This window comes from Nonomuraea sp. NPDC004580 (assembly GCF_040609855.1).
GTDB classification, from domain to species: domain Bacteria; phylum Actinomycetota; class Actinomycetes; order Streptosporangiales; family Streptosporangiaceae; genus Nonomuraea; species Nonomuraea salmonea.
In genome coordinates this window covers 46,183-67,199 of sequence record NZ_JBEXLH010000032.1, presented here as the reverse complement: position 1 = coordinate 67,199, position 21,017 = coordinate 46,183, and the positions used below count along the sequence as shown (strand labels likewise).

Sequence of the window (21,017 nt, the reverse complement as noted above, 5' to 3'; positions counted from 1 at the left end):
CGTCGCTACCGGCCACGCTCGTACGCGTCACCCGGCCTGACGAGCTGCCCGCCGATCGTGACCGGCACGTTCACCGCGCCAGGCGTCGCCTTCACCGTGCCCTGCGCGCTGACGGCGGAGCTCCACGCCGGGAAGCCCATGGCCCGCGTTGTCGCCCGGCCAGCGCGTCGACCTTTTCGACCGGCGAGCGCGGGATGCCGGTGACGACCACGTTCCTCATGCGAGCACGTCCGTCACCTGCGGGTACAGCCGCATGTACGCCTCGCCCATCGTCGCGTGCGGCAGCCCCAGATTGGGGCCGGCGTTGCGCTTGAGCTGTACGCCCCTGCGCTTGGCGAGGTCGGTGTAGTAGCCCCACATGTGCTGCTGGGCCGGCAGGCACTCCATCGCCTTGCGCTTCTTGTCGAACACCGGCGTGATGTCGAGCAGCACGTCCGGCTTGAAGTCGCACTGCTCGGGCTGGTGCGGCTCGAAGAAGAACACCGGCGGCGCGCCCAGCGGCTCGCCCGGGGCGTCGTAGCCGGCGGCCTGGGCGAGCACGCGGGCCTGCAACGCCATGCGCGCCGCGGCCGGGTGGTCGCCGTTGTACGGGTCGGCCGGCGGGTGGGTCAGGACGACGCCGGGATCGAGGTCGCGGTAGACGCGTACCAGCCGGTCCACCAGCTCGCGGCTCTCCAGCAGGGGGTAGTCGCCGGCGTCGAGGAACTCGATCTCGGCGCCCAGGGCGGCGGCGGCGTTCTGCGCCTCCTCGCGGCGGATCGCCTTGATCTCCTCCAGCGAGTGGCCGGCCCGCCACGCCTTGGCGGACTCGCCGCGCTCGCCGAAGCTGAGGCAGACCACCTTGGCACGCTCGCCGCGGCTGGTGGCCAGCGCGATGGCACCGGCCGCCCGCCAGACGAAGTCACCTGCGTGGGCGCTGATCACCAGAAGGGTACGGGGTGTGGTCACGCGCCGACGCTAAGAGCCCTTGGAGTGATTGTCAACAGTTAGCGCACCGAGAACGGCCTTGGACGCCGATTCCGCCCTCAACTCGGTGTGCTTCAACAATATTGTCAACACGAGGAGGCTCTATGAAACGACCTGAGGTGGCACTGCTCGGCTGCGGCGAGGCCGGCCGCATCCTCGCCTGCTCGCCTCTTCGGGCGTCCCCCACAGGATGACGCTCGCCACCACCGCCACCCTCGCCGAAACCGAACGCACCGGCCCCCCGCTCCTCCCATGAGCAGACGGACCCACCGCTGGGAAACCCCGGGCATGGCGGGCGTCAGTCGGGGGTGGCTTCCAGGGACTTGGTGACGCTGCGGAGGTGTTGTCGCATGGCCGTCTGGGCTGCTTCCGGGTCGCGGGCGACGATGGCGGCCACGATCAGCTCGTGTTGCGGCAGCGAGACGGCGGCGCGGCCTGGTTGGCGGGCCAGGCGGAATTGGTGACGGACCACCTGGGCGCCCAAGCGTTCGATGATGGCCGCCGACGTGCGGTGGCCGGCGATCTCGCGGACCTTGGCGTGGAGGGCGGCGTTGAGCTCGGAGTAGCGGTCGAGGTCGTTGGAGTCGACGGCGGCGCGCATCTCGGCCACCAGCCGCCGCAGCTCCCCGGCCTGCTCCGACGTCACCCGCTCGGCCGCCTTGGCCGCCGACAGCCCTTCGAGCACCATCCGTACCTCGGTGATCTCGATGGCCTCGGCCTTCGAGACGGCCCGCACCCTGGCGCCCTTGTTGCGCAGGATCTCCACCAGCCCCTCTCCGGCCAGTTCCTTGAAGCTCTCGCGCACGGCGGCGCGCGGCGCGCCGAACTGCTCGCACACGTCGGCCTCGACCAGCCGCTGGTGGGGCACGAAGCCGCCGTCGAGTATGGCGGCCCTGAGCCGGTCGGTCAGCGTCTCCCCGCGCGGGGGCTCTGTAGACATGCGATCCTCCCGGGCGTCTGTACGAAGCTTGTTCGACAATATTATGAACAATCCCTGGAGCGCCGGGGCCACGAATCCGCGGCGGCGCTCCACCTGCGAGCTTGATCGTTTGACCGTGTTCTGTCGGAGACCTCCGGTAAGTTCCTCGATCAATTGATCAGCCGGCCGCACGGATCCGGGCATTCCCGCCTGCGCTCGTGAGCCGGCCGGGGTGGGAGGTTACGACATCGTGGACGCGGACGAAACCGCGTGGGAGCGACGCAGCGTGCTACGGGTGGTCCCGCCCGTGCAGCCGCGCAAGCTGGCCAAGGTGCCCTTCGTCGAGCTGGCCGACGGCCGGCTCCAGGGCGTCGTGTCGAGCGGATCCGACATCGAGCGGGTCTACGTCTCGTCGATCACCGCCGGCAGCCTCGCGCTGAGCTGCAGCACCAACAACAACCGGCCGTGCGGCGCACTGCACGGGTACGCGTGCAAGCACATCAGGATGCTGGCCGACGAGGCGGTCGTCCAATACGGGCTCGACCGGGTGGCCCGCTACCTGCGCATCGAGGTGCCTGAGGGCGGCTCGCTCATGGCCCACGTCAACGGGCCGGTCGAGCGGACGCCGGCGGCCGTGGTGTTCAGCCGGTTCCTGCGCCATCTGGCCTACCTCGAGGTGCCTGACAGCACCGACCCGCTGGTGGAGCTGCACTGGTTCCCGGCGACAGGAGCGGTGGGCTGATGCCACAGGATTCGACGGATCTCGATTCGACTGACCTCGATTCGACGGACAGGGCGGTGCGGTGATGCTGGACGTACAGCTCGGTGAGCTGCTCGATGCGGCCCCCGAGGGCGTGGACGCGGCGCTCGGCCTGGTCGAAGGCTTCGACGAGGCCCTCACGTACGGCTTCGCGCGGCTCGGCGACGAGCGCGCCGAGGCGCTGACCGCCTTCGCGGGCGCGCTGGCGGGCACCCCCGTCGGCGAGCGGCTGGGCGAGGCCGTGGCGAAGGTGGCCGCGGGCTCGGTGGCCGACGAGCATCTGGCGGCGCTGGCCGGCGGCCGGGCCGCGCTGCTCGGCGCGGCGCACGACGCGCTGCTCGCCCGCCTCGACGCGGCCCTGGGCCGCACCCGTGACACCGGCGACGCGGCGGGAGCGCACGCCGAGGTGGCCGACAACCTGCTGGCCGGCTGCCGGGGGTGGCTGCGCGAGCTGGCCATCGCGGGCTGGCGCGGGGTCGATCACGACCTCGTCTCCTCCGCCGACCAGACGATCGAGGCGCTGCTCGCCGAGCCGGCGCTGCGCGGCCTCGCGGTGCTGCTCGACGGGCTGGCCACGGAGCTGCGCGCGTCGTCGCCGGTCGCCACGATGGAGCGGCTGCCCGCGCGCCGGTGGGCCGACCTGTGGACCCGCGCGATGCTGCTGGCGCAGCGCGGCCCGTGGCCGGGCGAGGCCGAGGAGGTGTCGGGTCGGCTGCTGATCCTGGGCGCCGACGTCCACGAGCACGCCACCGCCGTACGCGTGCAGGTGCACGCCGTCCTGGAGCCCTCGGGGGGCGGGCCGGCCAGGCTCGTCCGTACGAGCGTGGCCGCCGCCAAGGTCGACACCATCGTCGGCCCGACCGTGTGGCGGCTGTTCGGCGGCCACCCCACGCTGCTGGCCGCGCTGGCCGGCCACCGGAGCCTCGACGTCACCGGCATGCCGCTGCTGCCGGGCGGCGACCTGATCTGGCACGACGACCGGGCGAGCGCGGGCGACGAGGCCGATCCGCTCGCGGTGGCCAGGCTCCAGCTCGGGGTGGCGACGGCGCCCGCGGTGCCGCCGCTCGACCGGCATCCCGTACGCATCGCCGAGCCCGTCTTCGCCGAGGGCTACAAGACCGACGGCCGCACGCTGACGCTGGGCGGCCACACGATCACGTTCGACCTCGACCGGCTGCCCTCCTGCGGCCCGCTCACCCCCGCGCTGCTCAAGGCGTCCACGGCCTGCGTCGGGCTGCTGCACTGGGACGCCGGCCGCTGGACGCTGCAGCCGCTGGGCGTGCAGGCCACGGTGAAGAAGCAGCCGGTCGCGGCGCACACCGGCGACTGGGCGCAGGGCCCCACCGACCCCAAGGTGGTCAAGGCCGAGGCCAAGGCCGGCGACGTGGTCGCGGTGCTGCGCGAACGAGCGGGACGGCTGTTGCGCAAATGACCGATCCCACCGACCTCACCCCCAACGCACCGGCGGTTGACGACGGCTCACAGACTGGCGACCAGACGCGGCGGCAGGTGCTCTACTGGCGGCTGCTGTCGCGGCTGTTCAGCCCCGATGAGGAGCCCGCGCTGGAGACGGCCAGCGTCGGCATCGTCGGCGACCTCGGCCTGCCGCCCGCGCTGCTCGACCCGGGCGTCTCGGTCGACAACCTGGTGCAGCGCTTCCCCGACCTGGCCGCCGAGTTCCAGGACCTCATGGCCGAGAAGGAGCACGGCGACGGCGACGAGGTGCGCCGGGCCGCGCTGGTGTCGAAGCTGCTGCTCAACGTCTTCGCCACGGGCTCGGGCAACGTCACCGCGACGCAGCTGGAGAGCTGGAAGTCCGACGCCGGCTGGTTCGAGAAGGGCATGGGCTGCGAGCCGGGCGGCCTGCGCCACCGCGTCGGCGACGAAGAGCTGGCCAAGGTGCTCGCCGGCATCGAGGGTGACCTGGTCAAGCGCATGCACCTGCGCGAGGTGCTGGCCGACCCCGCGCTGGCCAAGCAGCTCACGCCCAGCATGTCGCTCATCGAGCAGCTGCTGCACGACAAGTCCAACCTGTCGGGCGTCGCGCTGGCCAACGCCAAGGCGCTGATCCGCAGGTTCGTGGACGAGGTGGCGCAGGTGCTGCGCACCCAGGTCGAGAAGTCCAGCGTGGGCACCATCGACCGGTCGGTGCCGCCGAAGCGGGTGTTCCGCAACCTCGACGTCGAGCGCACGATCTGGAAGAACCTCACCAACTGGAACGAGGAAGACCAGCGCCTCTACGTCGACCGCCTCTACTACAAGCAGACCGCCAGGCGCACCACCCCGGCCCGCATGATCGTGGTGGTCGACCAGTCGGGCTCGATGGTCGACGCGATGGTCAACTGCACCATCCTGGCCTCCATCTTCGCCGGGCTGCCGAAGGTCGACGTGCACCTGGTCGCCTACGACACCAGGGCGCTCGACCTGACCCCGTGGGTGCACGACCCGTTCGAGGTGCTGCTGCGCACCACGCTCGGCGGCGGCACCGACGGCACGGTCGCGATGGCGCTGGCCAGGCCGAAGATCACCGATCCGCGCAACACCGTGATGGTGTGGATCTCCGACTTCTACGACAACCGTTCCCTGATCAACGACTTCGAGGCGATCCACCGGTCGGGGGTCAAGTTCATCCCCGTCGGTTCGGTCAACAGCTCGGGCCACGCGAGCGTCGACCCGTGGTACCGCCAGAAGCTCAAGGCCATGGGCACCCCCGTGCTCTCCGGCCACATCCGCAAGCTCGTGTCCGAGCTCAAGAACTTCCTCACCTAGGAGATCCCGACAACCATGAGTGACATGCTGCGCGCACCCGCAGAGGTCAAGTACGCCGAAGAGCTCGACTACCTCGAGTCCATCGACACCGCGCCGAAGCCGTTCTCGTGGCGGCTCAGCCCTCGCATGATCCGGATCTTCATCCTGGGCTCCGAGCGGGCCGACGGCATCGACAGGGAGATCCCGCAGAAGTGGTTCGGCGACCGCAGCTTCGTCGAACGCAGCATCGTGACCCTGGCATCCGACCGCGGCCTGCTGCTGATCGGCGACCCGGGCACCGGCAAGAGCTGGCTGGCCGAGCTGCTGTCGGCGGCGATCTGCCGTAACTCCACGCTGGTCGTGCAGGGCACCGCGGGCACCACGGAAGACCACATCAAATACTCGTGGAACGTCTCCATGGTCATCGCCAAGGGGCAGTCCCGCGAGTCGATGATCCCCTCGCCGATCATGACGGCGATGGAGCGCGGCGTGATCGGCCGGTTCGAGGAGCTGACCCGCTCGACGAGCGACGTCCAGGACGCGCTCATCTCGATCCTGTCGGAGAAGTACGTCTCCATCCCCGAGCTCGACGACGACAACATCGTCTTCGCCCAGCCCGGCTTCTCCATCATCGCCACCGCCAACAGCCGCGACCGCGGGGTCAACGACCTGTCGTCGGCGCTCAAGCGGCGCTTCAACTTCGTGCGCATCCCGGTGGTGACGAACAAGAAGAGCGAGGCGGAGATCGTCCGCTTCCGTACCGAAGAGCTGCTGCGCCGGCACCAGATCGAGCTGGACCTGCCGCCCACGCTGCTCGACATCCTGCTGCAGAGCTTCGCCGACCTGCGCTCGGCGGCGGCCTCGGCCACCAGCGACGACGACAAGCTGGAGTCGGCGCTGTCGACGGCCGAGCAGATCGGCGTGCTGGAGGACGCGATCCTGCACAGCCATTTCTTCGGCGACCGGACGCTGCGCGCGCAGACGCTGGCGAGCTCGCTGGTCGGATCGCTGGCCCGGCGCAGCCCCGAGGACCTGGCGATACTCAACAAGTACTGGCACGGCGTGGTCGAGCCGCGCAGCAAGAAGGACGGCGGCGAGTGGCCTGAGTTCCTCGAAGGCGGCCGCGAGGCCATCTCCACACTGTCATGAGCGATCAGCCCATGACCGGCCGGCAGGGCACCTTCGGCTCGCTCCGCGAGCAGCTCCTCGACGCCGCCGAGACGTTCGCCGGCGGGCCGGTCGAGGTCTCCGGCATTCTGTCCGGCCTGGTCGACGACGTCGATCGGGCGCTGCGCGAGGAGCTGGAGATCTTCCCGGTCTGCCACCACTCGCCCGCCTCGGCACTGGCGATGGTGCGCAGGCTGCGCGAGAAGCAGCCGAAGGTCATCTATCTGGAGCTGTGCGAGGACCTGCAGCCGCTGCTCACCGAGCTGCGCAACTGCCGGCTGCCGGTGGCGGTGCAGGCGTTCGCGACCGACCTCGACGGGTTCCCGAAGACGTGGGCGCCGCTCAGCGTGGTGGCGCCGATCACCGAGGCGTCCGCCGAATACCAGGCCATCGCGTACGCACTCGACACCCCCGGCGTCGAGCTGGTGCTGGTCGACCGCTCCACCGACCACGTCTTCCAGTGGGCGCCAGGCGAGGAGCCCAAGCCGAAGGCCGAGGAGGGCGCGGGCCTGCACGGCGACGCGGTCGGCGTGGAGATCGGCGACCTGCGGCCGCGCTTCGCCGAGCTGGAGGAGCACCTGCTGCACCACGGCAAGGTGCGCCACTGGTCGGAGTGGTGGGACCAATACGTCGAGCAGCCTCTGTCCGGCGCGGACTACGACACCTACCGCCAGGTCATGGTGCTGATCGGCAGCCTGTTCCGGCGGCTGCGCCGCGAGGGCGACGCCCGCCTGACCGTGGACGAGGACCGCGAGCGCTACATGTGGACCAGGATGCGCGAGCACCTGGCCGCCTCCGGCGCCGACCCGGCCGACTGCCTCTACGTCTGCGGCGCCTTCCACGCCGCGAGCCGGGTCGAGGAGTTCGGGCTGCGGTCCACGGCCACGTTCGAGATCAGCCCCCGCACCGGCACGAAATGGCTGTACGGGCTCATCCCGTCCAGCCACTCGGCCATCGAGGCGCAGTTCGGGCTGGCGCCGGGCTCGGTGTCGATCGCGGCGGCGACCTGGAACAAGGCGCTGACGCGGAGCAAGCTGACCCCGTTCCAGCTCGCCGGGCAGAAGGGCGCGCGCAAGCGCCAGGGCAAGCTGCCGCCGCCCGCGCCGCAGGGCGAGGTGGCCGACAAGCTGAGCGGGTTCCTGTCCAGGCCGCCGGCGCTCGACCCGCTCGACGAGGCCGAGCTGCTCGGCTGGTCGGTCGACATCGTCCGGCTGGCCCGCCGCAACGGCTACCTCGCCAGCACCGCCGACGCGATCGCGGTCTACGAGACCTCGATCCTGCTGGCCGGCATGCGCAACCGCGCCAGGCCCACCCCGTACGACTTCCAGGACGCCGCCGTCACCTGCATCGAGAAGGACGTCGTGCCGGGCCGGCGCGACGTGCGGCGGCTCTGCGAGATCCTGCTCGGCGGCGACAAGCTCGGCGAGGTCGGCTACGACGCGCTGCCGCCGCTGGCCAGAGACGTCTACGACCGGCTTGAGCCGCTCGGGCTCGACCTGGAGAAGCGGACGATCCAGCGGGCGCTGCTCGACCTCAACGCAGAGCCCGAGCTGCGGCCCTGCTCCGACCTGCTGTGGATGCTGCGCTACCTGCTGCCGTCCGACGCGGTGCGGCCCATCATGGGGGAGCGGCGCCTCGGCGAGCGCTCGATCCAGGAGAGCTGGGACCTCGCGTTCGGCAAACACCAGCGCTCGATCATCGAGCTCGGCTACGAGGGCGTCACCGTCGAGCAGGTGGTGGAGCAGCGGCTGCGGCGCTCGGTCTGGGACCAGAAGGCCACCGCCGCCGTCGCACTCGCGGCCGTCGAGGACGCCATCCTGTTCCTCGGCAGCCGCCGCTTCTCCGACGAGCTGGGGGCTCGGGCGGTGGAGCTGCTCGCGTCCGAGCGGACCGTGGACGACGCGCCCGACGTGCTGCGCCGCATCCGGCGGCTGCTCGCCCACTACCGTGCCACCGAGCCCGAGCTGCCCGCGTGGTGCCAGGCGTTCGTGACGGCCGGCTACGCCCACTACTGCACGCTGCTGCCCACGGCGTTCGTCGACGACGACACCGGCGTGCGGCAGGTGGGGGCCATGCTGGGCTTCCTGTTCTCCATGGAGAGCCTGGCGCTCTCGCTCGGCTGCGAGCGGGCCCAGCTGGAGCTCGCCGTGCAGCAGTCGCACCCCGAGTCGCCGGCCAAGGTGGCGCTGCTGTGGGCGGCCCAGCACCAGCTCGGCCTGCTGCCGCTGGCCGCGCTGCGGTCGCGGTGCGACGAGCTGCTGGCCAACCCGCTGGTGATCCCGTCGTTCCCGCAGTACATCATCGGGTTCGTCCAGGCTCTTGAGCCGGTGCCGGCGTTGTCCGGGTTCGTGGTGGAGGTGATCTCCAAGGCGTTCGGGCGGCTGCCGGACAACGTCCTGCTGCCGTGGCTGCCGAAGCTCATCACCGCCCTGCGCGCCGGGGCCGCCGAGCTGGTGCCGCTGCTGGTCCGCGAGGCGGGGCGCACGTTCCCCGGCTCGCTGACGGCGGTCGACTCCTGGGTGCCGCCGTGGACCGCCCGCCCCAAGCCGGCCGTGACCGCCGCTCCGATGGCGGCCGGGCCGGTGGCCGGGCTGCTGCGGGCCCATCCCGCGGCCTGCGACGCCGTGGCCGGGGTGCTGGGCTGCTCGGGCGAGTGGGCCGCGCCAGGCGAGCCCGCCGGTGATCCGCGCGTGGCGGCGCTGCTCGCCGCGCACCCTGAGCCCGCGCTGGCGGTGGCCGGGCTGCTGGGCTGACGCGGGCGCCGGACACTGAACGGACACTGAACGGACACTGAACGGACACTGAACGGACACTGAGGCTGCCTCCAGCCCGAGGCTTGTGCGCTGTCCTCCACTCTGCCGTCCCGCCCTTGTGCCAGGGGGCGGGGCGGCAGGTGGTGCCGGCCGGGGGCAGGCGCAGGTCCGTCAGGTACGTGTTCGCGTACGTACCGGCGGCCGGGTCAGCCGAAGAGGCGGGCGAGGGGCTTGATCCGGCGCAGGACCAGCCAGTCGAGGAGCAGGACAGCCGCCATCGTGATCCCCGCCAGCGGGAACAGCAGTCCGAGCACGGCCATCACGGCGATCAGCCCGTACGCCGTCCTGCGGTCGGTGGGCCGGGCCGGTGCGCCCACGCGGCCACGGGGGCGGCGCTTCCACCACATCCAGGCGCCGGTGACGATCAGCGTGACCAGCGTCAGGCAGGCGCCCAGCATGAGCAGCAGGTTGGCCGTCCCGTAACGGCGGCCCTCGTGCAGGGCGACCCCCTGTTCGACGGCCTTGGCGATGACGCCGTACTCGTTCCAGCCGTACGACACCAGGACCCGCCCGCTGTACTGGTCCACGTGCAGCGTCTGGGCGTCGGACGGGTCGCGGCGCGGGGCCGTCACCACCGTGTAGACGCCCTTCGGACCGTCCGGCAGCAGGATCTTCAGGTCGCACTCGTCCGGCGGGCACGACCTGATCGCGGGCCGCGCCGCCGCCAGGGCGTCCTCGAGGGGCAGGGCGCCGTCTTGCAGCACGCCGTGGGTGGTGCCGTGGCCGGCGTGCCCGTCCTCGGACGGCGGGACGGGCAGCCGTTCCGCCGCCCACGGGACCTTGGCGTCCGGGTTGGCGGACAGGTCGCCCGACGTGTGCGGGTAGTCCGCGGCGCTGGGGTACGTGGAGCCCGTACGGTCCTGCAGCCGTTGCAGGCCGTCACCCCACACGCCCGACCACGGCAGCCCGGACAGGACGAGGAACACGACCACCGCACCCCCGCCGACCCCCGCCCACGTGTGCACTCTGCGCAGACCGCCCCGGCCCTTCCTGGGCCTGCGCGGGCCGGGCTTCCAGCGGCGGGTGCTCCACCACAGGTACGTGCCGGTCGCGACGAGGATCAGCGACCAGCAGGCGGCGGTCTCCACGACCCGGTCGCCGACGGTGCCGGCCATCAGCTCGCCGTGGATCGTACGGACGACGCGCATGAACGTCCTGCCGTCGTCCACCTCGCCCAGCACCGCCGCCGTGGCCGGATGCACGTAGACGGAGACGCCCTCGGCGAAGGGCCCCGTCTCGGTGCCCTGGAGGATGACGCGGGTGCTGCGATCGGGTGACATGGGCGGGATGACGGACATGACCGGCGCACCGGGATGCGCCCGCTGAGCCGCCGCGATCTGCTCCGACAGCGGCCGGGCCTGGGTGACGGGCTCGCCGAGCGTGCGAACGTCCTGATGACGCCATTGCTCGAACGGCTCCTTGAACAGGTAGATCGACCCGGTGACGGCCAGGACGAGCAGCACGGGCGCAACGAAGATCCCGGCGTAGAAGTGCCACCGCCAGACGGCCCGGTAGCGCTGCGACGCGACCGGCCGCGCCGGCTCGGGCCCTTCTCGTGTCGGTGCGGGAGGAGTCTCGATCGATGTCATGGGGGGTCCCTTTCGGGGGCGCTTTTCGTGGGTACGGCGACGGCACGCCGGGGGCGTGCGGCGGCCACAGCGTGCACGCCGTGTGACGATCGCCCTGGTGCGCGAGGCGAGCACGTCACCGGCACCGAGGGGTCGGCGCCGTTCGGAAGCGGTGTGGTGAGCGCGGCGCGGTCCCGCGCCCGGCAGGGTCGCCGGGCCGTGCGGTGAGCGTCCGGCGTAGGGGCACGCGCCGAGTGCGCAGGCGGTGCCGGCGACTGGCGATGCCGGTGCTCAGAAAGCTGCTCAGAAAGCTCGCGTCACGACGACGTCAGGGCGGGTGGTCCTCGCCGGCACAGTGTCCAGGTCAGCGCCTGGGGTGTGAGGGGGCCGAGGGGAGCTGTGGCGAGGAGGGCCGGGCGGCGGGTGGGGGCCGGGGGCGCGGGGTCCCAGGCGCTCAGGGCGGCCCAGAGGTCGCGGAGGGAGGTGGCCAGGAGGTGGATGATCGTGGCCAGGGTCGTCTCGCCCCGGTCCAGCCACCACGCCGACAGCACCGCCACCACCACGTGGGCCAGCAGCATGCCGGCGCTCGCGCTGAGGCCGCCCCCGTGGTGGGCGACGAGGGCGGAGGCGTCCGTGGCGTACGCGTGAAGGGCCGGGGCGGATGAAGCGGCGGCGGGTGGGGTGGTGGCGAGGAGATCTTGTGCGGCGTGGGGGGCGGTGGTGAAGAGCTGGTGCATGCCGTACTGGGCGGTGAAGGAGGCGGCCAGCAAAGTGTGGCGGGAGCGGCGGCGGCGGGTGAGGAGGAAGGCTCCCGCGCCGGTGATCACCGTTGCGGCCAGCACCGTGCCGAATCCCGGCACCGGGCCTCCGGCCAGGACGTGCATGGCGAGGGCGGTGAGCACGCAGACGACCGCGAACACCGTCGTACGCAGCCCGCGCAGGCCGGTCCCCCCGGCCTGCGCGGTGTCCCTGCTGCCGATGCCGCATCCTCTCTTGCCGGGGTTCATGCGCGATCACCGCTCACATGACGAGATACGGCGGTCGCCCGGCCCGGGTTCAGCCGGATGCGACGAACTTGCGCGTCGTCAGGTCAGCCCGGCGCTGTAGACGGTTTTGGGCGGGTGTCCGTTGAAGAGGCGGGTGACGGTGACGAAGCGGTAGCCGCGCTTGGACAGGGCCTTCAGAATACGGGGCATCGCCCGCACCGTCGATGGGTGGATGTCGTGGAAGAGGATGACGCTCCCGGGACGTACGGACCTGACGGCCTTGCGGGCCACCTTGGCGCTGTCGCGGTGCCGCCAGTCCAGGGTGTCCACGCTCCACAACACCATCGGCCGCCCGGTCAGCCGGCTGACCGCCGCGTTGACCGCCCCGTACGGCGGCCGGACGAGCCCGGGCACCACCCCGATGGCCGCCTTCACCACCCGGTCGGTACGCGCGAGCTGCGCCCGCACCCCGGCGGCCGGCAGCTTCGTCAGGTCGGGGTGCGACCAGGTGTGGCTGCCGATCTCGTGCCCCGCCGCGTGCGTCCTGCGCACGATCCCGGGGTTCGCCGCCACGTTCTGCCCGACGACGAAGAACGTCGCCTTGGCCCGGTACGCGGACAGGTGCCGCAGCAGCGCGTCCGTGTACGCCCCCGGCCCGTCGTCGAAGGTCAGCGCCACGCACTTCGCCCGCCGGCAGTCCACCGGCCTGGCCTTGGCCGCCACCTTCACCGCCTTGACCGCCGAGGCGGCTAAACCCCCTGCCGAGGACGCGGTCGCGCGGCCGGAAAGCGCGGACGGCCCGGACCGCTCGGAACCGGTGGACGCCCAGGCCCTTGGCACCGCCACCGGCGTCCGGTCCGAAACCTCGGATGACGCCGTGGTGGTGCCGCAGCCGGTGGTGAGCCCGGTGGTGAGCCCGGTGGTGAGCAAGGCCGTCAGGGTGAGCGCCACCGCCGTCCCCCGCATCGCGCCGATATTCATGATCGTTCCCCCTTCGCGCACCGCCCCCGGTGCGGGCGTCCCCATGAGCGCGGGACCGTTCCACGGTGTTGGACTCCCGCCGTTCACTCATGGTTCGCACGTGGTTCGTACGGAGGCCGTACGCGGATGAAAGGGGATCAGCGGTGGCCGACCTCGCGCAGCCCGGCCAGCGCCGCGTCCGCGAACGCCGCCACGACCTCGCCCTCCTGCACGACGGGCCACACCACCGAGGTGGACCAGGTCAGCCGGGGCTCGTCGATGGGCCGCCACACCAGCCCGGCGGGCAGCTCGTCGTACGGCTCCTCGTTGAGGTGCGCCCCGAGTCCTGACATGACGAGCCCGTGCACGAAATGGGGGTTGCGGGCGTGCCGGATGGCGCCGGGCAGGAAGCCGTTGTCGCGGCACGCCTCCAGCATGTGGTCGTAGAGCTGGGGCGCCATCGCCCGAGGGAAGATCACCAGGGGTGAGCCGTCGAGGCTGCGCAGGCGTACGACGTCCTGGGCGGCGGCCGGATGCCCTGAGGGGAGGACGACGCCGAGCCGCCGGTGCACGACGGCGCTGGACGCGAGCCCCACGGTGTCGCACGGATGCCGCACGAGCCCGGCGTCGAGCTCCTCGGCCCGCAGCTGCGCGAGCTGGCTCGCGGTGGTCAGCTCGCGCAGCTCGAGCAGCACGTCGGGGACGCGCTCGGTGAACCGGGTGACGAGCGTGCGCACCGCCATGGGCGTGGTGTCGGGCGGCACGCCGGCCCGCAGCACGGCGGAGGTGCCGGGACGGATGCGGCGCATGGCGGCGCGGGCGGCGTCGGCGCGTTCCAGAACGCCACGGGCGTGCTCCAGCAGCAGCGCGCCCGCCTCGGTCAGCGCGACGTGGTGGGAGCTGCGGTCGAACAGCCGCACGCCCATCTCCCGCTCCAGGTCGCGGATGCGCTGGGACAGCGGCGGCTGCGCCATGTGCAGGCGCTCGGCCGCCCGCCCGAAGTGCAGCTCTTCGGCCACGGCGACGAAGTAGCGCAGGTGGCGTAGCTCCATCGGCCTCACCATATCGCTGCGATATGGCCAAGGGTCGAGATTGATGTTGGCCTGCGCCCCGTCCGAGCTGGTTGTATCCCCAAAAGCCCGTTGACCTGCGAAGGGACGCTTGTGACTGTGCTGATGGACCGCGAAGGACCTGTCGCGGTGATCACGCTGAACCGGCCGGAGAAGCTGAACGCCTGGACCGCCGCGATGCGGGAGCGGCTGATCGAGCTGCTGCGCGCGGCCGGTTCCGACCCGCGGGTGGGGGCGGTGGTGCTCACGGGTGCGGGGCGGGCGTTCTGCGCGGGGCAGGACCTCGGAGAGACGGCCACGATCGACCCTGACGACCACGCCGCGTCGGACGCCTGGATCGACGGCTTCGACCGGCTCTACCGGGCGGTGCTCGGCCTGGACAAGCCGGTCGTCGCGGCGGTGAACGGGGTGGCGGCCGGCTCGGGCTTCCAGTTCGCGCTGCTGGCGGACCTGCGCATCGGCCACCCGGGAGTGCGGATGGGGCAACCGGAGGTGCTGTCCGGCATCCCCAGCATCACCGGCATCTGGGCCATGTGGAACATCCTCGGCCGCGCCAGGACGACGGAGTTCGCGCTGACCGGGCGGCTGGTGTACGGGGACGAGGCGGAGCGGCTCGGCCTGCTCACCAGGCTCGCCGGCGAGGGCGAGGTGCTCGCGGCGGCCGTCGCGCAGGCCGAGGAGCTGTCCGCGCTGCCGCCCGGCGCGGTGGCGCTGACCAAGGGCCGGCTGCGGGAGCTGGAGCAGGAGGCGCTCGCGGACGCGGTGGCGGCGGCGAAGAAGGTGCACGCGGCCGCGTACGCCACCGGCGAGCCGCAGCGCGAGATGGCCCGCTTCCTGAAGGGCCGCGCCCGATGACCGCCTGGCACGTCCCCGCCCGGTACAACATGGCGGTGGACGTGGCCGACCGCCACCCCCGTGAGAACCTGGCCCTGATCTTCGAGGACCACACCGGCGCCCACGAGGAGATCACGTGGGGCGCCGTGCAGGACCGCTCCCGCCAGGTGGCCGCGTCCCTGCACCGGCTCGGCGTCCGCCCGGGCGACCGGGTGGCGGTCATGCTGCCGCAGCGCCCCGACACGCCCGCCACCTACCTCGGCGTCCTGCGGACGGGCGCGGTGCTCGTCACGATGTCGCTGCTGTGGGCGGACGAGCAGATCTCCTACCGCCTGGCGGACTCGGGCGCGTCGGTGCTGGTCACCGAGACCGGCGCGGTCCGCAGAGCGGCCGGCTACGACGGGACCGTGCTCGACGTGGACGACCCGGCGATCGCCGGGCTGCCCCCCGTGTACGCCGACGCCGACACGGCCGCCGACGACCCGGCGCTGATCTTCTACACCTCGGGCACGACAGGACCTGCCAAGGGCATCGTGCACGCGCACCGCACGCTGCTCGGCCACAACGAGTTCGAGGTCTGCCACGACCTGCGCCCGGGCGACGTCTTCTACGGCGCGGGGGAGTGGGCCTGGTCGATGGCCAAGCTCATGGGCCCGTTGCGGGCCGGGGCCGTGCACTACGTGTACCGGCCGCGCGCCGGGTTCGACCCGGAGGGGCTGCTGGCCGGGATGGCGCGCAACGGCGTCACGACGGGGCTGGTCAACCCCACGTTCCTGCGGAAGACGCGGGAGGCGGTGCCGGACGCGGGCACCCGGCATCCGCAGCGGTTCCGGGTGGTGTGCTGCGCGAACGAGCCGCTCACCGCCGACCTGATCCGCTGGTTCCGCGACCAGTTCGGGGTGACGCCGCTCGACTACTACGGTTCGACCGAGTCGTACCCGCTGGTCGGGAACATCCCAGGGCAGCCGGTCAAGGAGGGCTCGATGGGGCGGCCGCTGCCCGGCTGGGACGTCGCGCTGCTCGACGAGCACGAGCGTCCTGTGCCGCCCGGCGAGGTCGGGGAGATCTGCCTGCGGGCGCGCAGCAACCCGCAGTTCCCGCTCGGCTACTGGAACCGGCCCGAGGCGAGCGCTGAGGTGTTCGGCGGGGAGTGGTTCCACACCAAGGACCACGCGCGGGTGGACGAGGACGGCTACTACTGGTTCCTCGGCCGCGTGGACGACGTGATCAAGACCTCCGGCTACCGGGTCGGGCCCGACGAGGTCGAGGAGGCGCTGCGCGCCCACCCCGCCGTCGCCGACGTGGGCGTGGCCGGGGTGCCCGACCCCGTACGCGGCCAGGCCGTCAAGGCGTGGATCCGGCTCGCGCCGGGTTTCCGCCCTGACGAGGAGCTGGCGAAGGAGATCCGGGAGTTCGCGAAGACCACCCATTCGCGCTTCGCCTACCCCCGGGAGATCGAGTTCGTCGACGACCTGCCCCGATCCGCGACCGGGAAGATCCAGCGCGCGAGACTCCGCGCGCGGTGAAGGAGTGAGCATGACCCCCCGAGACTCAGCGGCCCTCCGCCGCAAGGTCACCATGGCCTCGGCCATCGGCAACTTCGTCGAGTGGTTCGACTCGGCGGCGTACGCGGTGATGTCCGCCACCATCGCCGCCCTGTTCTTCCCCGACTACGACAAGACGGCCGCGCTGCTCGCCACCTGGGCGATCTTCGCGGGCGGTTTCGTGGCCAGGCCGCTCGGCGCGGCCTTCTTCGGCCGGTACGGCGACCGCCTCGGCCGCAACAGGATGCTGGCCCTGACGATCCTCACGATGAGCGGGGCCACCTTCCTCATCGGCCTGCTGCCGACGTACGCGTCGTGGGGCGTGGCCGCGCCGGTCCTGCTGTTCCTGCTGCGCTGCGCGCAGGGCTTCTCCACCGGCGGCGAGTACACCGGCGCGTCGGCGTTCGTCGTCGAGTACGCGCCCGCCGGCCGCCGGGCCCGCTTCGCCGCCGCCGTCCCCGTGACGGTGGGCCTGGCCAGCGTGGCGGGGTCGGGCGTCGGCTTCCTCATCACCTCGACGGTCACCGCCGAGGCGCTGCAGAGCTGGGGGTGGCGGGTGCCGTTCCTGCTGGCGGCGCCGCTCGGCGCGATCGGGCTCTACCTGCGCTCGAAGGTCGAGGACACGCCGGTGTTCCGGTCGCTTGAGCAGCACGACAAGGTAGAGCCGGCACCGCTGCGCGAGGCCGTACGGCGCTGCGGGCGGCAGATCGCGACGCTGTTCGGCTACAGCATCACCAACGCGGTCGGCTACTACCTGATGAGCAGCTACATGATCGCGTACATGTCGGAGGAGCTGGGCTACTCCAAGAGCCAGGCGCAGCTCACGAACGTGGTCTCGATGCTGGCCTACAGCGTGGCCTGCCTGTTCGCCGCCTCCGCCAGCGACCGCTACGGGCGGCGGCCGATGCTGATCATCGCGTGCGCCGGGTTCGTGCTGCTGCCGCTGCCCGCGTTCTGGCTGATGGGCTCGGGGCTCGCGGGCGCGATGGTGGGCACGTCGCTGCTCGCCATGCTGGTCTCGGTGATCGGCACGTCCAACGTGCCCGCGCTGGTGGAGATGTTCCCCGCGAAGGTGCGCTCCAGCGGCTCGGCGATCGGCTACACGGCGGCGTACGTGCTGTTCGGCGGCACCGCGCCGTTCGCCGCGACCGGCCTGGTGTCGGCCGCGGACAGCCCGGTCGCGCCCGCCTTCTACATGATCGCGATCGCGGCGGTGTCGCTGGTCGTGGTGCTGACCTCGTTCAAGGAGACGCGCGGCCTCGCGCTGGACCGGGGCGTGGACACGCCCGCCGCCGTGCGGGCTTGACAGGCGGGCGGGGGTGGTCTTCTCTCGACCCATCGGGGTCGGGAGGGGAGCCCTGGCATGCCTGCGATCCGACGGTCCGTCCTCGCTTTGATCACCACGGCGGCGCTGGTCGTGGTCCCCGCGGAGCCGGTGGTCGCCGGAGCCGCCGCGCCCGGCGGGCCCGGCGCGCCCTCGCACTTCGGGCTCGCGCGGAAGGACTGCCTGGGCACGTCGGCGGGGCGGGCGTCCAAGGTCTGGTACACGGTGGCGAACGGCGTGCTGTCCGACGTGTACGAGCCGACGATCGACAACACCAACGTCGAGACCATGCAGTTCGTGGTGACCGACGGCCGGACGTTCACCGAGCTGCAGGCCCGCGACACCACGTACGAGGTGAGCACCGGCCGCTCCGGCATGACGTGCACGATCACCTCGGTGAGCAGGGCCGGGCGCTACCGCCTGACCACGACGTACGTGACCGATCCCGACCGCGACGCCGTCGTGGTGCGCACCCGGCTCCAGCCCGCGAACCTGCGCCTGTACGTGCGGCTCGACGCGAGCGTCAACGGCCACGGCGGCGGCGGTCAGCCCAACGGCGGCGCGGACCGCGCGGTACTGGACGCCTCCACCGGCGCCCCCGTGATCTGGGACGACACCACCGAGACGGCCGCGCCCGCCCGCGACTACGCCGTCCCCACCCACCTGGCCCTGCGCGCCGGGCGGCGGCTGCCGCAGGCGAGCGTGGGCTACGCGGGCACCCCGAGCGACGGCGCCGCCCAGCTCGACACGGCCCGCGAGCTGACCCCCTACACCGAGGCGGCGCCGGGCAACGTGGTCGCCACCGCCAGGCTGCCGCTCGACGGGCGGGGCGAGGCGACGTTCGCGCTCGGGTTCGGGCGCAGCAGGGGCGCCGCGCTGCGCACCGCGGGGGAGGCCGTGCAGCGCCCGTTCGAGGCCACGAGATCCCGGTACGAGGCCGGCTGGGCGGCCTACGACGCCCGCCTGCGCCCGCCGCCCAAGGCGCAGGCCGACTTCTACCGGCTGTCGGTGAACGTGCTCAAGGCGAGCGAGGACAAGACGTTCCCCGGCGCGGTCGTGGCGTCCGTCGGCAGCCCATGGGGGCAGGCGGTCGGGGCCGGCGAGCTGGTCGGGGGCAAACCGGTCTACTTCGGCTCTTATCGCGAGGTGTTCTCCCGCGACCTGTACGAGGCGTTCACCGGCTTCCTCGCCGCCGGTGACGTGGCGACCGCCCGCGACACCGTACGTTTCCTGCTCGAACGCCAGCAGCGGCCCGACGGGCGGTTGCCGCGCAACTCCCTGCTGAACGGCGAGCTCGCCCCCGACTCGGGCGGCGACCAGCTCGACGAGACCGCCTACCCGCTGCTCATGGCCTACCAGGCGGGGCTCGCGGGCGACGCCCGGCTGTGGCCTCGGGTGCGGGCGGCGGCCGACTTCGTGGTCTCGCGCGGGCCCGCGTTCGGCGTGGAGCGGTGGGAGGAACAGGCCGGATACTCGCCGTCCACGATCGCGGCCGAGATCGCCGGGCTGGTCGCGGCGGGCGAGATCGCCGACCGGCAGGGCGACCAGGCCAGGGCCCGGCTCTACCGCGCCACGGCCGACCACTTCGCCCGCTCCGTCAAGGCGTGGACGGTCACCACGACCGGCCCTTACGCGCCCCGCTACTTCCTGCGCCTGTCGCGTGGCGGCGACCCGAACGCGGCCGAGTCGTACAACCTGGGCAACGGCGGGCCCACCGAGGACCAGCGGCGCGTGGTGGACGCCGGTTTCCTTGAGCTGACCAGGCTCGGCATCCTGCCGCCCGGCGACCCCGACGTGCGGGCCGGCCTGCCCGTCGTGGACCGCGTGCTGCGCCGCGACACCGCGAGCGGCCCCGGCTGGTACCGCTACGGCTCCGACACCCCCGGCACCGAGGACGGCTACGGCGACTGCCACGAGCCCGACCCCACCGACTGCACGCCCTCCGGCCGCCCGTGGCCCACCGGCAACACCGGCTCAGGCCACATCTGGCCGGTCCTGGCCGGCGAACGCGCCGAACACGCCCTGCAGACCCGTGACCGGGGCACGGCGGGGGAGTTGCTGGTGGCCATGCGGCGGATGGCGTCGGGGACCGGGCTGATTCCCGAGCAGGCGTGGGAGAACGCCGATCTCGCCGCCGCACCGTACGGCGGCGACCCGGCCACCGCCTCGATCGGCTTCCGCGACGGTGGCCCGGCCGGCTCCGCCTCGCCGCTGACGTGGGCGCAGGCGCAGGTCGTGCGGCTGATCCTGTCGCTCGGCGGCACGCGGCCGGTCGAGCAGCCCGACGTCGTACGCCGCCGCTACGTCACGATGCCGCGGACCACCCCGCTCACCGTGACCGCGCCGGCCGACGGCACCGCAGTGACCGGCGCCTCGGTCCCCGTCACCGGCACGGCGGCGCCGGGGGCCAGGGTGGAGGTCGCCGCCACGCCCATCGACACGGGCGCCCCCACCAGGACCGTCTCCGTGCGCGCCGGAGCCGACGGGGCCTTCTCGGTGGCGACGCCGGTCTCGTTCGGCGACGTGGTGCTCACCGTGACGGCCACCTCGGGCGGGCGGACCGCGTACGCGCGGCGCACGGTCACCGGCGACATCGGCGACGCCACCGTCGTGCTCGACGTCACCGATCCCAAGGGCGACGACGACGGCCCCGGCACCTACGCCTACCCGACGGCCCCCGACTTCCACGACGGGGCCTTCGACCTGCGCAGGTTCCAGGTGATCACCGATGACACCACCGTCTACCTGCGGGCCGAGCTGCGCGACCTGAGCGCGACGTTCGGCAACCAGATGGGCGCCCAGCTCCTCGACGTCTACGCCCAGGACCCGGCCGTGACCACCCGCTCGACCGAGCCGGCCTTCCCGCAGCGCAACTACCGCATCGCCGAGGCCGGCGCCTGGACGCAGCGGGTGGAGGCGCAGGGCTTCGCCGCGCCCGTCTGGGTGACGGCCGACGGCGCCGCGCGGGCAGGGGCCGCCGTGCGGGCGTCCGGCGGCACGAGGACGATCACGATCGCGCTGCCCAGGACGGCCTTCGGCACGCCCGGCCCCGGCTGGCGCTTCGCCGTCGTGCTCACCGGGCAGGACGGGTTCAGCGCCGACCAGGCCAGGGGGTTCGCGGCGACGCCGCAGCCGTACCAGTTCGGGGTGTGCGCCGAGGGCGGCACGAGCCCGCTGTGCGCGGTGGACCCCGGCAGCGTGCCCAAGGCGCTCGACGTGCTCGTCCCGGACGGTCAGTCGCAGGCCGACGCGCTGAACCCGCTCGCCGGCCCGGTCACCGTCCCCGCCGTCACCGTTCCTTGAGCCGGCGCGAAAAGCCGCCGGAAAAACCGCCCCGGAGAGGCCGCTGCGGAGAGGC

The 21,017-nt window shown here is 72.6% G+C and carries 16 protein-coding genes; 9 read left to right on the top strand and 7 right to left on the bottom strand.

Translation table 11 applies throughout. The annotated features are described in order from the left end of the window. Positions 1–5 precede the first annotated feature (5 nt). From ABZW11_RS28455 to ABZW11_RS28445, 3 genes are all read right to left on the bottom strand, one after another. Entirely contained in the window at positions 6–140 is a 135-nt protein-coding gene (locus ABZW11_RS28455; RefSeq protein WP_355423266.1) for a hypothetical protein, read from the bottom strand. Between the two features lie 76 nt (positions 141–216). Then, the gene (locus ABZW11_RS28450) at positions 217–948 is read right to left on the bottom strand and encodes a PIG-L deacetylase family protein (RefSeq protein ID WP_355423263.1); all 732 of its coding nucleotides are present in this window, start codon (positions 946–948) and stop codon (positions 217–219) included. 316 nt (positions 949–1,264) lie between these two features. Further along, positions 1,265–1,906, bottom strand: coding sequence for a GntR family transcriptional regulator (locus ABZW11_RS28445; protein ID WP_355423260.1), 642 nt, complete (start codon positions 1,904–1,906; stop codon positions 1,265–1,267). Positions 1,907–2,135: 229 nt separating this feature from the next. Here ABZW11_RS28445 and ABZW11_RS28440 point away from each other — a divergent pair, with 229 nt between their 5' ends. The 5 genes from ABZW11_RS28440 to ABZW11_RS28420 all read left to right on the top strand — a co-directional run bounded on the left by ABZW11_RS28440 (position 2,136) and on the right by ABZW11_RS28420 (position 9,313). Beyond that, positions 2,136–2,627 carry a hypothetical protein gene (locus tag ABZW11_RS28440; protein ID WP_355423257.1) on the top strand — a complete coding sequence of 164 codons (492 nt, stop codon included), beginning with the start codon at positions 2,136–2,138 and terminating at the stop codon, positions 2,625–2,627. Positions 2,628–2,691: 64 nt separating this feature from the next. After that, positions 2,692–4,077 (top strand): hypothetical protein, encoded by a 1,386-nt coding sequence (locus ABZW11_RS28435; protein ID WP_355423254.1) that lies wholly within the window; start codon positions 2,692–2,694, stop codon positions 4,075–4,077. Next, positions 4,074–5,414, top strand: coding sequence for a VWA domain-containing protein (locus ABZW11_RS28430; RefSeq protein ID WP_355423251.1), 1,341 nt, complete (start codon positions 4,074–4,076; stop codon positions 5,412–5,414). The genes ABZW11_RS28435 and ABZW11_RS28430 overlap by 4 nt, the downstream gene beginning before the upstream one ends. A gap of 15 nt (positions 5,415–5,429) precedes the next feature. Beyond that, complete coding sequence (locus ABZW11_RS28425; RefSeq protein ID WP_355423248.1) at positions 5,430–6,542, top strand: AAA family ATPase; 1,113 nt, start codon at positions 5,430–5,432, stop codon at positions 6,540–6,542. Continuing rightward, positions 6,539–9,313 carry a DUF5682 family protein gene (locus tag ABZW11_RS28420; protein ID WP_355423245.1) on the top strand — a complete coding sequence of 925 codons (2,775 nt, stop codon included), beginning with the start codon at positions 6,539–6,541 and terminating at the stop codon, positions 9,311–9,313. The genes ABZW11_RS28425 and ABZW11_RS28420 overlap by 4 nt, the downstream gene beginning before the upstream one ends. A gap of 206 nt (positions 9,314–9,519) precedes the next feature. Here the strand turns inward: ABZW11_RS28420 and ABZW11_RS28415 are convergent, their stop codons facing one another. From ABZW11_RS28415 to ABZW11_RS28400, 4 genes are all read right to left on the bottom strand, one after another. After that, the gene (locus ABZW11_RS28415; RefSeq protein WP_355423242.1) at positions 9,520–10,962 is read right to left on the bottom strand and encodes a PepSY domain-containing protein; all 1,443 of its coding nucleotides are present in this window, start codon (positions 10,960–10,962) and stop codon (positions 9,520–9,522) included. 296 nt (positions 10,963–11,258) lie between these two features. Further along, the gene (locus tag ABZW11_RS28410; protein WP_355423239.1) at positions 11,259–11,948 is read right to left on the bottom strand and encodes a hypothetical protein; all 690 of its coding nucleotides are present in this window, start codon (positions 11,946–11,948) and stop codon (positions 11,259–11,261) included. 78 nt (positions 11,949–12,026) lie between these two features. After that, positions 12,027–12,908, bottom strand: a complete 882-nt coding sequence (locus ABZW11_RS28405; RefSeq protein WP_355423237.1) for a polysaccharide deacetylase family protein — start codon at positions 12,906–12,908, stop codon at positions 12,027–12,029. A gap of 137 nt (positions 12,909–13,045) precedes the next feature. Then, complete coding sequence (locus ABZW11_RS28400; RefSeq protein WP_355423234.1) at positions 13,046–13,939, bottom strand: LysR substrate-binding domain-containing protein; 894 nt, start codon at positions 13,937–13,939, stop codon at positions 13,046–13,048. Positions 13,940–14,050: 111 nt separating this feature from the next. Here ABZW11_RS28400 and ABZW11_RS28395 point away from each other — a divergent pair, with 111 nt between their 5' ends. The 4 genes from ABZW11_RS28395 to ABZW11_RS28380 are packed head-to-tail and all read left to right on the top strand — an operon-like array spanning position 14,051 to position 20,962. Further along, entirely contained in the window at positions 14,051–14,812 is a 762-nt protein-coding gene (locus ABZW11_RS28395) for an enoyl-CoA hydratase/isomerase family protein (protein ID WP_355423231.1), read from the top strand. Beyond that, positions 14,809–16,317 carry an AMP-binding protein gene (locus tag ABZW11_RS28390; protein ID WP_355423228.1) on the top strand — a complete coding sequence of 503 codons (1,509 nt, stop codon included), beginning with the start codon at positions 14,809–14,811 and terminating at the stop codon, positions 16,315–16,317. The genes ABZW11_RS28395 and ABZW11_RS28390 overlap by 4 nt, the downstream gene beginning before the upstream one ends. Before the next feature lie 10 nt (positions 16,318–16,327). After that, entirely contained in the window at positions 16,328–17,641 is a 1,314-nt protein-coding gene (locus ABZW11_RS28385; protein WP_355423225.1) for an MFS transporter, read from the top strand. Positions 17,642–17,698: 57 nt separating this feature from the next. Beyond that, entirely contained in the window at positions 17,699–20,962 is a 3,264-nt protein-coding gene (locus ABZW11_RS28380) for a glucodextranase DOMON-like domain-containing protein (protein ID WP_355423222.1), read from the top strand. Positions 20,963–21,017 lie beyond the last annotated feature (55 nt).

What these genes read in the sequence shown, in the direction of transcription:
- ABZW11_RS28455 (WP_355423266.1), bottom strand. Translation starts at nt 140, where the DNA reads ATGGGCTTCCCGGCGTGGAGCTCCGCCGTCAGCGCGCAGGGCACGGTG.
- ABZW11_RS28445 (WP_355423260.1), bottom strand. Translation starts at nt 1,906, where the DNA reads ATGTCTACAGAGCCCCCGCGCGGGGAGACGCTGACCGACCGGCTCAGG.
- ABZW11_RS28435 (WP_355423254.1), top strand. Translation starts at nt 2,692, where the DNA reads ATGCTGGACGTACAGCTCGGTGAGCTGCTCGATGCGGCCCCCGAGGGC.
- ABZW11_RS28430 (WP_355423251.1), top strand. Translation starts at nt 4,074, where the DNA reads ATGACCGATCCCACCGACCTCACCCCCAACGCACCGGCGGTTGACGAC.
- ABZW11_RS28425 (WP_355423248.1), top strand. Translation starts at nt 5,430, where the DNA reads ATGAGTGACATGCTGCGCGCACCCGCAGAGGTCAAGTACGCCGAAGAG.
- ABZW11_RS28420 (WP_355423245.1), top strand. Translation starts at nt 6,539, where the DNA reads ATGAGCGATCAGCCCATGACCGGCCGGCAGGGCACCTTCGGCTCGCTC.
- ABZW11_RS28415 (WP_355423242.1), bottom strand. Translation starts at nt 10,962, where the DNA reads ATGACATCGATCGAGACTCCTCCCGCACCGACACGAGAAGGGCCCGAG.
- ABZW11_RS28410 (WP_355423239.1), bottom strand. Translation starts at nt 11,948, where the DNA reads ATGAACCCCGGCAAGAGAGGATGCGGCATCGGCAGCAGGGACACCGCG.
- ABZW11_RS28405 (WP_355423237.1), bottom strand. Translation starts at nt 12,908, where the DNA reads ATGAATATCGGCGCGATGCGGGGGACGGCGGTGGCGCTCACCCTGACG.
- ABZW11_RS28400 (WP_355423234.1), bottom strand. Translation starts at nt 13,939, where the DNA reads ATGGAGCTACGCCACCTGCGCTACTTCGTCGCCGTGGCCGAAGAGCTG.
- ABZW11_RS28390 (WP_355423228.1), top strand. Translation starts at nt 14,809, where the DNA reads ATGACCGCCTGGCACGTCCCCGCCCGGTACAACATGGCGGTGGACGTG.
- ABZW11_RS28385 (WP_355423225.1), top strand. Translation starts at nt 16,328, where the DNA reads ATGACCCCCCGAGACTCAGCGGCCCTCCGCCGCAAGGTCACCATGGCC.
- ABZW11_RS28380 (WP_355423222.1), top strand. Translation starts at nt 17,699, where the DNA reads ATGCCTGCGATCCGACGGTCCGTCCTCGCTTTGATCACCACGGCGGCG.